10 protein-coding genes are annotated in these 14314 nt (G+C 66.9%); 2 read left to right on the top strand and 8 right to left on the bottom strand.

Features of this window, described 5'->3' with window-relative positions; translation table 11 throughout:
- Window positions 1-98: 98 nt before the first annotated feature.
- The gene (locus ACZK1G_RS14780) at window positions 99-995 is read left to right on the top strand and encodes a LysR family transcriptional regulator (protein ID WP_233490792.1); all 897 of its coding nucleotides are present in this window, start codon (window positions 99-101) and stop codon (window positions 993-995) included.
- Window positions 996-1134: 139 nt separating this feature from the next.
- On the opposite strand, the gene lpdA is transcribed toward ACZK1G_RS14780, so the two are convergent.
- From lpdA to purB, 6 genes are all read right to left on the bottom strand, one after another.
- Window positions 1135-2571 carry a dihydrolipoyl dehydrogenase gene (gene lpdA, locus ACZK1G_RS14775; protein ID WP_008264626.1) on the bottom strand — a complete coding sequence of 479 codons (1437 nt, stop codon included), beginning with the start codon at window positions 2569-2571 and terminating at the stop codon, window positions 1135-1137.
- 63 nt (window positions 2572-2634) lie between these two features.
- Window positions 2635-3837: a dihydrolipoyllysine-residue succinyltransferase gene (sucB, locus tag ACZK1G_RS14770; protein ID WP_014037775.1), complete on the bottom strand. Its 1203-nt coding sequence runs from the start codon at window positions 3835-3837 to the stop codon at window positions 2635-2637.
- Window positions 3838-3877: 40 nt separating this feature from the next.
- The gene (locus ACZK1G_RS14765; RefSeq protein ID WP_075677345.1) at window positions 3878-6709 is read right to left on the bottom strand and encodes a 2-oxoglutarate dehydrogenase E1 component; all 2832 of its coding nucleotides are present in this window, start codon (window positions 6707-6709) and stop codon (window positions 3878-3880) included.
- A 186-nt stretch (window positions 6710-6895) separates the two neighbouring features.
- Window positions 6896-7792: a GNAT family N-acetyltransferase gene (locus tag ACZK1G_RS14760; RefSeq protein WP_101765775.1), complete on the bottom strand. Its 897-nt coding sequence runs from the start codon at window positions 7790-7792 to the stop codon at window positions 6896-6898.
- A gap of 9 nt (window positions 7793-7801) precedes the next feature.
- On the bottom strand, window positions 7802-9214 hold the full coding sequence (locus tag ACZK1G_RS14755; protein WP_101765774.1) for a ribosomal protein uL16 3-hydroxylase: 1413 nt from the start codon (window positions 9212-9214) through the stop codon (window positions 7802-7804).
- Between the two features lie 779 nt (window positions 9215-9993).
- Window positions 9994-11361 carry an adenylosuccinate lyase gene (gene purB, locus ACZK1G_RS14750; protein WP_049443184.1) on the bottom strand — a complete coding sequence of 456 codons (1368 nt, stop codon included), beginning with the start codon at window positions 11359-11361 and terminating at the stop codon, window positions 9994-9996.
- Between the two features lie 294 nt (window positions 11362-11655).
- Here purB and ACZK1G_RS14745 point away from each other — a divergent pair, with 294 nt between their 5' ends.
- Window positions 11656-13095, top strand: coding sequence for a class II fumarate hydratase (locus tag ACZK1G_RS14745; protein WP_075677386.1), 1440 nt, complete (start codon window positions 11656-11658; stop codon window positions 13093-13095).
- 70 nt (window positions 13096-13165) lie between these two features.
- Here the strand turns inward: ACZK1G_RS14745 and ACZK1G_RS14740 are convergent, their stop codons facing one another.
- Entirely contained in the window at window positions 13166-13591 is a 426-nt protein-coding gene (locus tag ACZK1G_RS14740; protein ID WP_042358832.1) for a hypothetical protein, read from the bottom strand.
- A gap of 106 nt (window positions 13592-13697) precedes the next feature.
- Window positions 13698-14303 (bottom strand): DUF2884 family protein, encoded by a 606-nt coding sequence (locus tag ACZK1G_RS14735; RefSeq protein WP_101765773.1) that lies wholly within the window; start codon window positions 14301-14303, stop codon window positions 13698-13700.
- Window positions 14304-14314: the final 11 nt, after the last annotated feature.

Here is a 14314-nt window from a genome sequence, read left to right as displayed (position 1 = left end):
GCTGGGCCAGCCGATGCGAGGCAGTCTGCTGTGCGAGCGGTATCCGGTAAAATCAATCTTCGATTTTCTTGCCATAAGCTGGGCTACTGCCAGTCATGATGAATCTTGCCCATTGGCGCCTGCTGGTTGCGGTGGCTGACGAGGGAACCATCTCGCGCGGCGCTGACCGGGTCGGCATCAGCCAGTCCGGTGCCAGCCAGGCCCTGGCCCAGCTGGAATCCTCATTGGGGTTTGCGGTGTTCGTGCGCGAGCGGCGCCAGGTGGAGATCACTGCGCTCGGGCAGCGGGTGATCGAACACGCACGCATCATGCTGGGCGGCCTGCAGGCGATCCGTGCGCTGGCCGATGACAGCCAGGGGTTCAGTGGCGCACGCATCCGTCTGGCGACCTTCCCGTCACTCGTTTCCAGCGTGCTGCCAGCGCTGCTGCGGGATTTCCAGCGCCGCCACCCGGGCATCGAGGTGGTGATCGTGGAGGGTACGGACGAGGAGGTCGAGCGCTGGCTCGAATCGGGCACGGTCGATGCCGGCGTGGTGATGAACCCCGCTGCCGATCGCGTCCCGTTGATGCTGGGCAGCGATGGGTGGATGGCGGTGCTGCCGCAGGCGCATCCGCTGGGGCGTCGCGCCACGGAAAGCGGGGTGGCCTTGAGCGAGCTGGCGGGCGAACCCTTCATCCTCGCAACAGGGGGCTGTGCGGTGAACGGTCAGCGCTTGATGGCGGACGCTGGTCTACAGCTGAGCGACGTACGGGTGACCGTGCGCGACTGGGCCAGCGCGTGCGTGCTGGCGCGCGAGGGACTGGGCGTCTCGCTGGTGCCGGAATCGACGTTGCCGGACGATCTCCACGGCCTGCGCGTGCTGCCGGTGAAGCCGGCCATCCGTCGATTGTTTGGCCTGGTCTGTTCGCCGGCGGGTCGCGCATCGCGTGCAACGCAGGTCTTCATGCAGGAGCTGGCCACGGCCGTTGCGGGCAGTGCGTCTGGATCAGCGTGAGCCCGCTACCGGCGGGGAGCCCGAGCGCGGGGGCGTCAGCTGCCCGGCAGGGGTGCGGGCAACAAAAAACCCCGCCGAGGCGGGGTTCTTTGTTTGCAGGCGCGTGCCGACCAACGGTCGGCACCTACCCGGATGCAGATCAGTTCGCCTTGTGGATGGCGCGCTTGCTGACCGCCATCGCCGCGTCGTGGATCACTTCCGACAGCGACGGGTGGGCGTGGCAGATGCGGGCCAGGTCATCGGCCGAGCCGCTGAACTCCATGGTCAGCACGCCTTCGTGCACCAGTTCGGAGACGTTGGCGCCGACCAGGTGCATGCCGAGGATGCGATCGGTTTCGGCATGGGCCAGGATCTTCACGAAGCCAGCCGGCTCGATCATCGCCACGGCACGGCCGTTGGCGGCGAACGGGAAGCTGCCGGCCTTGTACGGAATGCCTTCGGCCTTCAGCTGGGCTTCGGTCTTGCCGACCCACGCCAGTTCCGGCTCGGTGTAGATGACCCACGGGATGGTGTCGAAGTTGACGTGGCCCGGCAGGCCGGCGATCAGCTCGGCCACCGCGATGCCTTCCTCGAAGCCCTTGTGCGCCAGCATCGGGCCGCGCACGCAGTCGCCGACCGCCCACACGCCGTTGACGCCGGTGTGGCAGTGCGCGTCGACTTCGATCTGGCCGCGCTCGTTGATCTTGACGCCGGTGCCTTCGGCCAGCAGGCCCTTGGTGGCGGCGCGACGGCCAACGGCCACCAGCAGCTTGTCCACGGTCAGGGTCTTTTCGCCTTCGCTGTCGGTGTAGGTGACAACGACTTCCTTCTTCTTGCCCTTGCCGGTGATCTCGGTCTTGGAGACCTTGGCGCCGAGGCGGATGTCCAGGCCCTGCTTCTTGAATTCCTTGGCAGCGGTCTTGGCCACTTCGGCGTCGGCCACGGCCAGGAACTCCGGCAGTGCTTCCAGGATGGTGACTTCAGCGCCCAGGCGCTTCCACACGCTGCCCAGTTCCAGGCCGATCACGCCGGCGCCGATCACGGCCAGGCGGTTCGGCACTTCGGTGAAGTCCAGGCCGCCGACGTTGTCGACGATGGTCTCGCCGTCGAACTTGGCGAACGGCAGTTCGATCGAATCCGAACCGGCGGCGATGATGACGTTGGTGCCCTTCAGCTCGACGATGGAACCGTCATGCTGGGTGACCTTGACCACGTTGCCCGGCTGCAGTTCGCCAAAACCGTAGTAGGCGGCGACCTTGTTGGCCTTGAACAGCATGCCGATGCCGCCGGTGAACTGCTTGACGATCTTGTCCTTGCGGCCAACCATCGCCTCGACGTCGATCTTGGCATCCTTGAAGCTGATGCCGTGGTCGCCAAAGATGTGGCCCATGTTCCAGAACTGGCGCGAGGAATCCAGCAGCGCCTTGGACGGGATGCAGCCCACGCGCAGGCAGGTGCCGCCCAGCGCCGGCTTGCCGTCCTTGCCCAGCGCTGCGTCGATGCAGGCGGTCTTCAGGCCCAGCTGGGCCGCGCGGATGGCAGCGTGGTAACCGGCCGGGCCGGCACCGATGACGACGACGTCGAATTGTTCAGCCATTGAATTATTCCTTGATGCATTACCAGAACCCCTCCGCGCAGGCGCGGAGGGGCGGGAGGTTTCTTACAGGCCGAACAGCATGCGGCCCGGGTTTTCCAGCTGGTTCTTGATGTCCACCAGGAACTGCACCGAGTCCTTGCCGTCGATGATGCGGTGGTCGTACGACAGCGCCAGGTACATCATCGGCGCGATCACGACCTGGCCGTTCTGGGCGATCGGACGCTCCTTGATGGCGTGCATGCCCAGGATGGCGCTCTGCGGCGGGTTGATGATCGGGGTCGACAGCAGCGAACCGAAGGTGCCGCCGTTGGTCACGGTGAAGGTGCCGCCCTGCAGTTCTTCCAGGCTCAGCTTGCCGTCACGGGCCTTCTTGGCGTAGTCGGCGATGGTCTTCTCGATGTCGGCGAACGACATGCGCTCGACGTTGCGCAGCACCGGCGTGACCAGGCCCTTCTCGGTCGACACGGCGATCGAGATGTCCGAGTAGCCGTGGTAGATGATGTCGTCGCCGTCGATCGAGGCGTTGACCAGCGGGAAGCGCTGCAGGGCATTGGCAGCGGCCTTCACGAAGAAGCTCATGAAGCCCAGCTTGATGCCGTGTGCCTTGACGAACTCGTCCTGCAGTTCCTTGCGCGCGGCCGACACCTTGGACAGGTCGACTTCGTTGAAGGTGGTCAGCATGGCGGTGGAGTTCTTCGACTCCATCAGGCGCTCGGCGATGCGCTTGCGGATGCGGGTCATCGGCACGCGTTCTTCCGGACGTGCGCCACCGGCCTTGCCGGCGCCGCCATTGCGGGCGAAGTTGACGATGTCTTCCTTGGTCACCGCGCCGCGACGGCCGGTGCCGTCGACGTCGGCCGGGTTCACGCCTTCCGTGATGGCGGTGAAGCGGGCGCCCGGCGGCAGCGCGTCGGCGGCCGACTTGGCAGCCGGGGCCGGAGCGGCGGCTGCGGCCGGAGCCGCGGCGGCCGGGGCAGCAGCGGCAGCCGGAGCGGCTTCAGCGGCCGGAGCCGGGGCAGCAGCGACGGCGCCTTCTTCGATGATCGCCACGACCTGGCTGGAGGTCACGGTCGAGCCTTCGGCGAACTTGATTTCCTTGAGCACGCCGTCGACCGGCGACGGCACTTCCAGGACGACCTTGTCGGTTTCCAGGTCAAGCAGGTTTTCGTCGCGCTTGACGGCGTCGCCCACCTTCTTGTGCCAGGTGGCGATGGTGCCGTCGGCGACGGATTCGGGCAGTACCGGGGCTTTGACTTCGGTGGCCATTGCGGGAGCTTCCTGGTTTGTCTTCTAAATAGGGGGAGGATTATTCAGCGAACGTGTCGTTGAACGGGTTGACCAGTGCATCGGCGACCAGCTGCTGCTGTTCGCGGACGTGGTCAGCCATGTGACCGGCAGCCGGCGAAGCCGAACGTGCGCGACCGGCGTAGTGCAGGTTCTGGCCATCGGCCAGGCAGAACTGCAGGTGGTGGCGGATCTGGTACCACGCACCCTGGTTCTGCGGTTCTTCCTGCGTCCACACCACGTCGGTGGCCTTGCCGTACTTCTTCAGTTCGGCAGCCAGCAGCGCACGCGGGAACGGGTACAGCTGCTCCACGCGGATGATCGCCACGTCGTCCTGGCCACGCTTGGTCTGGTCTTCCAGCAGGTCGTAGTAGACCTTGCCCGAGCACAGCACCACGCGCTTGACCTTCTTGGCGTCCGCGTTGGCGTCGCCGATCAGGTGCTGGAACTCGCCGTTGGCCAGTTCGTCCAGGGTCGAAACGGCCAGCTTGTGGCGCAGCAGCGACTTCGGCGACATCACCACCAGCGGCTTGCGGGTGGTCAGGTGCAGCTGGCGGCGCAGCATGTGGAAGGCCTGTGCCGGGGTCGACGGCACCACCACCAGCATGTTCTCCAGCGCGCACAGCTGCAGGAAGCGCTCCAGGCGCGCCGAGCTGTGTTCCGGGCCTTGGCCTTCGTAGCCATGCGGCAGCAGCAGGGTCAGGCCGGAGATGCGGCCCCACTTGGCTTCACCGGCGGCGATGAACTGATCGATCACCACCTGGGCGCCGTTGGCGAAGTCGCCGAACTGGCCTTCCCAGATGCACAGCGTGTTCGGATCGGTGGTGGAGAAGCCGTACTCGTAGGCCATCACCGCTTCTTCGCTCAGCAGCGAATCGATGACGGTGGCCTTCTCCGGCGAATCCACCAGCTGCCGCAGCGGCATGTAGTAGTTGTCGGTCTTCTGGTCGTGCAGGATCGCGTGGCGGTGCGTGAACGTACCGCGGCCCACGTCCTGGCCGACCAGGCGCAGTGCATGGCCTTCGTCGAGCAGGGTGGCGTAGGCCAGGTTCTCGGCAAAGCCCCAGTCGCCCGGGATCTCGCCGGCGGCCATCTTGCGGCGGTCGTCGTAGACCTTGGCCACGCGCGAGTGCAGCTGCACTTCGTCCGGAATGGTGTTGATCAGCTTGGCCAGCTCGACCAGCTTGTTCTTCTCGACCTTGGTCGAGACCGGATCGGACAGCTTGCCTTCCAGCAGCTTCGGCCAGTCGACGAACAGCGGGCTGGTCGGCGGAGTCTTCTCGACCTTGGCCAGCTCGGTGGTCACTTCACCGGCGTCCAGCTTCTCACGGTAGGCATCGACCATCGCCTTGCCGGCACCGGCGGCGATCACGCCCGCCTTTTCCAGCTGCTCGGCGTACATCTCGCGGGTGGTGGCGTGCTTGCGGATCACCTGGTACATCAGCGGCTGGGTGATCGCCGGTTCGTCGGCCTCGTTGTGGCCCCAACGCCGGTAGCACATCAGGTCGATGACCACGTCCTTGGCGAACGTCTGGCGGAACTCGAAGGCCAGCTGTGCGGCGAACACCACGGCTTCCGGATCATCGCCATTCACGTGCAGCACCGGTGCGGCGATCATCTTCGCCACGTCGGTGGCATAGCGCGTGGAGCGCGTATCCAGCGGGTTGGAGGTGGTGAAGCCGACCTGGTTGTTGACCACGATGTGCACGGTGCCGCCGACGGCGAAGCCGCGGGCCTGCGACATCTGGAACAGTTCCATGACCACGCCCTGGCCGGAGAAGGCCGCGTCGCCGTGGATCAGGATCGGCATGACCTGCTTGCGTGCGGTGTCCTTGCGGCGCTCCTGGCGCGAACGCACGGAACCGGCCACGACCGGGTCGGCGATTTCCAGGTGCGACGGGTTGAACGCCAGCGCCAGGTGCACCGGGCCGCCGTCGGTGGCGACGTCGGCGGAGAAGCCCATGTGGTACTTCACGTCACCGGCCGACGCGTGCTCGTCGTGTTCGAACTTGCCTTCGAATTCGTCGAACAGCTTGCGCGGGTTCTTGCCCAGGGTGTTGACCAGCACGTTCAGGCGGCCGCGGTGGGCCATGCCGATCACCACGTCCTTGACGCCATCCTTGCCGGCGCTGCGGATGATGGTGTCCATCATCGGGATCAGCGAGTCGCCGCCTTCCAGCGAGAAGCGCTTCTGGCCGACGTACTTGGTGTGCAGGTAGCGCTCCAGGCCTTCGGCCGCGGTCAGGCGCTCCAGGGTGCGGCGCTGGGTGTCAGCGTCCAGCTGGTAGTTGCCACCGGCCGCTTCCAGCTTCTTGTAGATCCACTGGCGCTGCTCGACCTCCGAGATGTGCATGAACTCCGCACCGATCGAGCCGGTGTAGGTCGCCTTCAGGCGTGCCAGCAGGTCGCGCAGCTTCATGCGCGGCTGGCCGCCGACGCCGCCGGTGCTGAACTCGCTGTTGAGGTCGCCATCGGACAGGCTGTGGAACGGCAGGCCCAGGTCCGGGGTGTTGACCGGCGCGGCCAGGCCCAGCGGATCGAGGCGGGCGTCCAGGTGGCCGCGCGAACGGTAGGCGGTGATCAGACGACCGACATTGCGCTCGCGCTCGTCGCCCGCACCATTGCCGGTGCCGGCTTTCAGCGCATCCTTGGCCGCGTCCGCGATGTGGGAGATGACGGCCGAGTGCGGAATGTCACCTGCTTCGCGGCCCTTGAAGCCGTCGAAGTAGGTTTTCCATTTGGGATCGACACTATCCGGGGAGACCAGGTACTGCTCGTACAGGTCCTCGACATAGGAGGCGTTGCCGCCGGCGAGTTGCGAAGATTGCGCAAACTGCTTCAGTTGATTGTCCACGATGGAGGGTGTTGATTCGCTTTGTGGGGTATGGCTTCAGAAGGACCCGGCACGAAGATGAATAGCCATGCACGGGCGCGTTCAAACAGCCAAATTGTACCCCCAACCGGACACGAAGGGGCACCACCCGAGGCATCGTGCGTCCCCCGGTGCCGCTCCCAGACAGGTTGGCGCGGTGGCGCGCGCTCAGATGCCGAGCGCACGCAGTTCGCCGCAATCGCGCGAACGGTCCCAGACGCGCTGCAATTGCTGCTCGAACGGCTGCGAACGTGCAGGCAGCGCGATGCCGGCCTCGCCGTCGAGGCGATGGCCGATCAGACGAAAGTAGAAGTCGCCCGCATCGTTGAGCAGGCACGCCGAGGCCAGCGCGCGGTCGATCGGGTCGCTGACCTCGCGGAACTGGATCACGCTGGGCAGGCGCTGGGCCAGCGCCAGCAGCGGCGCGCCGGCAGCGGCGATCGCGGCCGCGTCGTGCACGATCACCCGCAGCTGCTTGTCGTGACGGGCGGTGACGAAGCGGCGCAGGGCGGCCTGCACCGGCGGTGCGTCAAGCAGTCCGGGGTCCAGCTGGCGGCTGTGCAGCCACAGCTGGCGGCGGGCGCGGTGGATGATGGCGGTGGTGATGGCCACCGCCTCGGCGCGGCTGTCGATGGCGCTGGCCGCGCCCAGCCGGCGGCGCATCTGCTGGTGGCCGATGCCGGCCTCCTCGAACACCTCGCCCTCGGGCAGGAAGCCCTGGCGGGCATAGAAATCGCGGGCCGGCAGCTGGGCGTGCAGGTGCAGTTCGGCCAGGCCGAGCCTGCGCCCAGCCTCGACCAGTGCCTCCAACAGGGCCTCGCCGACACCGTTGCTGCGATGGCTGGCCAGCACGGCCATGCGGCCGATGCGACCGTCCGGGGCCAGCCGGCCGGTGCCGACCGGCTGGCCGTCACTGTCCAGCGCCAGCACATGGGCGCTGACCGGGTCCAGCGCATCGCGTTCCAGCTCGGCGGCGATGCCCTGTTCCTGCACGAACACGCGTTGGCGCACCTCGTGGATGGCGACGTGGGCATCGGCGTGGCTGACCTGCTGGACCCGGATCATGGCGATGGCTCAGGCCCGGCCGGCGCTGTCGTCTTCTTCGTCGTCCTCGAAGTTGACGATGACCTCGATACCGTCGTCGTGCACGGTCACGGAGTGGACATCGTCGGACACCGCATCGGCGTCGATCGCATCCACGCGGTCGCGGCCTTCGACGACCTCGCCGAGCACCACGGCATCCTCGCCGTCTTCCTCGTCTTCGGCCTCGTATACCTCATTCGGGTCGATCAGCTGGAACACACCACCGACCAGCAGCTGCTGGACCACGGCCCGGCCCTTGTCGGACAGGCCGCGATAAGCGGCGGCATCGAGCTGTTCGGCGCCAGCCAGGCGCTGCGCGTCCTTCACTGGCAGCGCGAAGTCCTGGCCGCTGACGTACAGGCTGGCGCCACGCTTGGCCCGGCGCCAGGCCAGGCGGGCCCACGGGTGGCGCTGCAGCAGCAGGCCCGAGGCCAGCGCTTCGACCACTTCCTCCGCGGCCGGTGCGGCCTGGTGGGCCATCACTTCGCCGGCGGCGCGGTAGGTGGTGATGAAGCGGCCGAACCAGTCGCCCAGCTTGTCCGGGTCGTTCATGCGGATGGCGTTGAGGGCGGTGATCACCCGTGCCATCGCCACCGTATCGATTTCGTTCGGGTCGGCCGGCACCTTCAGGTCGGCATCCTGGTAGCGGATGTTCTCGTCGGCATCGGCGATCAGGGTGTCCAGGTAGTCGCTGATCAGCTCGGCCGACGCCGGTGCGCGCATGCCGAACGAGAAGGTCAGGCAGGGATCTTCGGCGACACCGTGGTGCGGCACGTTCGGCGGCAGGTACAGCATGTCGCCCGGCGCCAGCACCCAGTCGTGGGTCGGCTTGAACACCTTCAGCAGCTTCAGTTCGACGTCCGGGCGGAAGCCCAGCGGCGGCTGCTTGCCCTTGATCGATTCGCTGGCGTCGATCTGCCAGCGGCGATGGCCATGGGCCTGCAGCAGGAACACGTCGTACTGGTCGACGTGGGCGCCGACCGAGCCGCCGGTGGCGGCAAAGCTGATCATCACGTCATCCATGCGCCAGCGCGGCAGGAAGCTGAAGTGCTCGATCAGGGCGCGCACGTCCTTGTCCCACTTGTCGACATCCTGCACCAGCAGGGTCCAGTCGTGGTCGGGCAGGGCGGGGAAGATGTCTTCCTGGAACGGGCCGCTGCGAACGCGCCAGCTGTCCTGCGTCTTGTCGTGCTCGATCAGGCGCGCCAGCACGCCTTCCTCGCAGGCCAGGCCGGCCAGGTCTTCCGGCTGCACCGGGGTCTGGAAGTCCGGGAAGGCATTGCGGATCAGCAGCGGGCGCTTCTGCCAGAAGTCGCGCAGGAAGGTGGCCGGCGCCATGCCCAGCGGCTGGCCGGGGCGGGCGGTGACTTCGATCAGGGGGGCGGAGGACTTGCGGGCGGCCATGGGGGAATCCTTGCAGCGGAAAGCGGGAGGGGCGGCACGGCGGGCCGCCTGAGATCTCCATTGTCCGCCGTTCGTGGGGATTGCGCACGTGCGCGGGATTGTCGCGGGGTGTCCGGCCAACGGCGGAGCCCCTCGTGGCGACATCTTGGTAGGGTCGACTGTTAGTCGACCGTCTTCATGAGCTGGGCCGGGCGGGTGGGCCATGCAGGGGACGCTGCAAGTCCCCCTCCGGGGCCCGGCCCAGTCGCTGGCGGCTGTGCGTTCAGGCGCTTGCGAAGCAGTGCTTCGCAAGCAAAGCGCCTTCACCCCTGTAAGCTCGATGGCGCCATCCATGGCGCCAACGCCCCTGCATGACCCACCCGCCCGGCCCCTGACAGTTTCCTGCGGGGGCCGCCACGGAATGGAAGAAGAAAAGCAAGGCAAAAGCGGGTCGCGCGCTGCGCTTGCTCATGCTCCTGACCCCAGCGGACAAACAAAAGAGGGACGCGGCGAAGCCGCGTCCCTCTTTCAAATTCCGTCCCGACAACCCAATGCTCTTCGATCCGTCACCGGGAATCTGTCAGAGGTGGGGCGGGTTGGGTTCGCGGGGGTGTCCGCGGCATGGATGCCGCGGCCAAGCCCCCAGGGATGGGTTTACGGCGTCCCCCGCGAACCCAACCCGCCCCGCCAAGTACGGCATAACCCCGAGCCGCCTTTGACGTTGCAGTTGCTGTTGCCGTTGCCGTTGCAGTAAAGCCTGCCGCAGGCAGCGCCCGCGGCCGCCGCCGCAAAGGAAACCCTTAAATCTTCTTCGCCAGCGACTCGGCCAGGCCGGTGTAGCTGCCCGGGGTCATCTCCAGCAGACGCTGCTTCGCATCCGCCGGCAGCTCCAGCCCCTGCACGAACGCACGCATCGACTCGGCCGTGATGCCCTGGCCGCGGGTCAGCGCCTTCAGCTGCTCGTACGGATTCGGCAGGCCGTGGCGGCGCATCACCGTCTGCACGGCCTCGGCCAGCACTTCCCAGGCCGCGTCCAGATCGGCGTCCAGACGCTGCGGGTTCACTTCCAGCTTGCCCAGGCCCTTGGCCAGCGAATCCAGTGCCACCTGGCTGTGGCCGAAGGCGGTGCCCAGCGCACGCAGCACGGTGGAGTCGGTCAGGTCACGCTGCCAGCGGCTGATCGGCAGCTTCGCGCTGAAGTGTTCGAACAGCGCGTTGGCGATGCCGAAGTTGCCTTCCGCATTCTCGAAATCGATCGGGTTGACCTTGTGCGGCATCGTCGACGAACCGACTTCGCCTTCCTTCAGGCGCTGCTTGAAGTAGCCCAGCGAAACGTAGCCCCAGATGTCACGGGCCAGGTCGATCAGGATGATGTTGGCGCGGCGTGCGGCATCGCCGATCTCGGCGATGTTGTCGTGCGGCTCGATCTGGGTGGTGTACGGGTTGAACACCAGGCCCAGGCCGGTCACGAAGCGCTCGGCGAAGGCCGGCCAGTCCACGTCCGGGTAGCTGGCGATGTGGGCGTTGTAGTTGCCGACCGCGCCGTTGATCTTGCCGGTCAGTTCGACGGCGGCGATCTGCCTGCGCTGGCGCTCCAGGCGGGCGACCACGTTGGCCAGTTCCTTGCCCAGGGTGGTCGGCGAGGCGGTCTGGCCGTGGGTGCGCGACAGCATCGGCTGGCCGGCCTGGGCGTGGGCCAGGGTGCGCAGGGTGCTGGCGATGCCGTCCAGGGTCGGCAGCAGCACCTCGCGGCGCGCCTGTTCCAGCATCAGCCCGTAGCTGAGGTTGTTGATGTCTTCGCTGGTGCAGGCGAAATGCACGAATTCCAGCGCCGGGGCCAGCTCGGCGTCGTCCTTCAGCTGTTCCTTGATGAAGTACTCCACCGCCTTGACGTCATGGTTGGTGGTGCGCTCGATCTCCTTCACGCGCGCGGCCTGGGCCGGGCTGAAGCCGGCGGCCAGCGCGCGCAGGCGGGCGATGGCGGCGTCGGAGAACGGCGCCAGTTCGACGATGCCCGGCTCGGCGGCCAGGGCCAGCAGCCATTCCACCTCGACCGTGATGCGGGCCTTGATCAGGCCGTACTCGGAGAAGATCGGGCGCAGGGCGTCGACCTTGCCGGCGTAGCGGCCATCGAGCGGGGACAGGGCGAGCAGGGCGGAATCGGACATGTCGGCAGGGCTGGGACGAGCGGCGGGGCCGATATTCTACGACGTGCCGGTGAGGTAGTGCCGGCCGCTGGCCGGCAAACACGCCCGGCCCACGATTCCATGGAATTCCGGCCAGCAGCCGGCACTACCTCTTGTGCGTGCAGGACGGCCGTGCAGATGGAACGATCTGGCCCGTCCTCGTCATCCCACGCTACGGGCAAGGGAGTATCGTTGGCACAGCCGCCAGCCCGGGAAGCGACACCCTGCCAGCCGCCGCTTCCCTTTCCCCAACTGAAGTAGTGCGGAGTTGATGCAATGAGCAAAGCTGCAAGCAAGGGTGCCACCCCGGGATTCCGGATCGAACATGACAGCATGGGCGAACTGCAGGTGCCTGCCGATGCCCTGTGGGGCGCGCAGACCCAGCGTGCCGTGCAGAATTTCCCGGTGTCGGGCCAGCGCATGCCGCGCGGTTTCATCCGTGCACTGGGCCTGGTCAAGGGCGCTGCTGCCGGCGTCAACGCCGAGCTGGGCCATCTGCCGAAGACCGTGGCCAAGGCCATCCAGACCGCTGCTGCCGAAGTGGCTGCCGGCAACTGGGATGCGCAGTTCCCGATCGATGTCTACCAGACTGGTTCGGGCACTTCCTCGAACATGAATGCCAACGAGGTCATCGCCACCCTGGCCAATCGTGCCGGCAAGGCCGGCAAGACCGCGGTGCACCCCAATGACCACGTCAACCAGGGGCAGAGCTCCAATGACGTGATCCCGACCGCGTTGCGCGTATCGGCGGTACTGGCGGCGCATGAGCAGCTGCTGCCAGCGCTGGTGCACCTGCGCAAGACCCTCGACAAGAAGGGCCGCAGCCTGCGCAAGGTGGTCAAGACCGGCCGTACCCATCTGATGGATGCGATGCCGCTGACCTTCGAGCAGGAGTTCGGCGCATGGTCCGCACAGCTGGCCTCGGCGCAGGAGCGCATCGAAGACAGCCTGAAGCGCGTGCGTCGCCTGCCGCTCGGCGGCACCGCCATCGGTACCGGCATCAATGCCGATCCGCGCTTCGGCGCGCAGGTGGCCAAGGCGCTGAAGCAGCAGACCGGTTTCAAGTTCGACAGCGCCGAGAACAAGTTCGAAGGCCTGGCCGCGCAGGATGATGCCGTGGAACTGTCGGGCCAGCTCAATGCACTGGCCGTGGCGCTGATCAAGATCGCCAATGACCTTCGCTGGATGAACGCCGGTCCGCTGGCCGGGCTGGGCGAGATCGAATTGCCGGCGCTGCAGCCGGGCAGCTCGATCATGCCGGGCAAGGTCAATCCGGTGATTCCGGAGGCGACGGTGATGGCCTGCGCGCAGGTGATCGGCCACCATACCGCGATCACCGTGGCCGGGCAGACCGGCAATTTCCAGCTCAATGTCACCCTCCCGCTGATCGCGGTGAACCTGCTGGATGGCATCGGCCTGCTGGCCAATGTGTCCCGCCTGCTGGCCGACAGCGCGATTGCCGGGCTGAAGGTGCGCGAGGATCGTGTCGCCGAGGCGCTGGCGCGCAATCCGATCCTGGTCACCGCGCTGAACCCGATCATCGGCTACGAGAAGGCGGCGGCCATCGCCAAGCGTGCCTACAAGGAACAGCGCCCGGTGCTGGACGTCGCGCTGGAGGACAGCGGCCTGGACGAAGCCGAACTGCGCCGCCTGCTGGACCCGGCCGCGCTGACTGCCGGTGGCATCCAGGCGGGGGGCGGTGGCGCCGGCGGTTGATCGAACGGCGTGCGGACCAAGGTCCGCACCCACCACACGCAGAAACGCCGCCCTTGGGCGGCGTTTTTCTTCAGCGACGGTCGGCGACGATGTTGCCGAACGTGTCGGTGTAGTCCTTGAACTCCGGGATGCGCTGGATCAGGTCCGCCGGAATCACTTCCATGCCCTCGGGCGGCTGGATCTTCACCGGCTGCATGTTGGGATCGGCCGGTGCGGCCACCAGGGTGTTCTGGCGCAGCACCTGCAGTTTGCCGAACATGGTCTGCAGCATCTGCTTCTGTGCCTCGTCCAGCGGGATCTGGATCTCGTCAACCTTCATCGAGCCATCGCCGAGGATGATGATGTTCGGTGCCGGCGGGCGACGCACGGTGACCATGCCTTCGCTGACGGAAATCTTGGGCTTGCCGCGCTCGGCGCGGTGGTTGCGGTAATCCTTGTCACAGCCGACCAGGCCCAGGCAGAGCAGGGCGGCCAGCAGCAGGAACAACTTCTTCATGGCATTCGGTTCGGGGGCGTCCGGGGCCGCCATTGTAAGCCGGTCGGCGCACTGCGGCCGGCAGCAGGGCGCCACTGCCGGCCGGGTGCGCTGATCTGTCACAGGCCTAGCGCTGGACCACGGTGTCCTTGCCGCAGTCGTCGACGTCACTCTGGTCCATCGTTGCGTAGGGCTTGAACGCGGGCAGCGATGCGGCCAGCGCCTGCTGGCTGGCCAGCATCGCCGGCAGGCGCTCGCAGATGCGCTTTGCCTGGGCCTCGATCTTCGCCGCCTTGGCGTTGATCCGCTTCTCGATGCCATCGCTGTCGCCACTGAAGATGCCCTTCAGCGCTTCGCTGGCAGCATCGGTGCCGAGTTTGGCGCCGGCCAGGCCGATCTCCATGCCTTCATTCGCCACGGCCACCACCTGGCTGCGGTATGCCTGCAGCTGGCGGCGCTGGTTGGCATCGGCCGGTACATCCTTGCCGTCGATCAGCAGACGGCCGTCGGGGGTGATCTCGGCCTGTGGCTGGTTGGAGGCGGAAATCTTGATGTTGCCCTCGGTGATTTCCTTGCGGGCATCGTCCATGGCCTCCTTGACGGTCTGGCCGACGCCACTGGTGGCCTCGGCGACGCTCTTGCCGACGGTCTTGTCGGGCGCGGAAGAAGTGCCGCCGCAGGCGATCAGCGGCAGGCACAGCAGGGTGGCAGGCAGCACGCGCAGCAGGTTCATGGCAATTCCCT

The sequence above is a fragment of the Stenotrophomonas sp. 109824_Sma genome, assembly GCF_056480025.1.
The sequence above is the reverse complement of the archived record's forward strand: the minus strand, read 5'-3'. Positions and strand labels throughout refer to the sequence as shown.

What these genes read in the sequence shown, in the direction of transcription:
- ACZK1G_RS14780 (WP_233490792.1), top strand. Translation starts at nt 99, where the DNA reads ATGAATCTTGCCCATTGGCGCCTGCTGGTTGCGGTGGCTGACGAGGGA.
- ACZK1G_RS14760 (WP_101765775.1), bottom strand. Translation starts at nt 7,792, where the DNA reads ATGATCCGGGTCCAGCAGGTCAGCCACGCCGATGCCCACGTCGCCATC.
- ACZK1G_RS14755 (WP_101765774.1), bottom strand. Translation starts at nt 9,214, where the DNA reads ATGGCCGCCCGCAAGTCCTCCGCCCCCCTGATCGAAGTCACCGCCCGC.
- ACZK1G_RS14735 (WP_101765773.1), bottom strand. Translation starts at nt 14,303, where the DNA reads ATGAACCTGCTGCGCGTGCTGCCTGCCACCCTGCTGTGCCTGCCGCTG.
- ACZK1G_RS14745 (WP_075677386.1), top strand. Translation starts at nt 11,656, where the DNA reads ATGAGCAAAGCTGCAAGCAAGGGTGCCACCCCGGGATTCCGGATCGAA.
- purB (WP_049443184.1), bottom strand. Translation starts at nt 11,361, where the DNA reads ATGTCCGATTCCGCCCTGCTCGCCCTGTCCCCGCTCGATGGCCGCTAC.
- ACZK1G_RS14740 (WP_042358832.1), bottom strand. Translation starts at nt 13,591, where the DNA reads ATGAAGAAGTTGTTCCTGCTGCTGGCCGCCCTGCTCTGCCTGGGCCTG.
- lpdA (WP_008264626.1), bottom strand. Translation starts at nt 2,571, where the DNA reads ATGGCTGAACAATTCGACGTCGTCGTCATCGGTGCCGGCCCGGCCGGT.
- sucB (WP_014037775.1), bottom strand. Translation starts at nt 3,837, where the DNA reads ATGGCCACCGAAGTCAAAGCCCCGGTACTGCCCGAATCCGTCGCCGAC.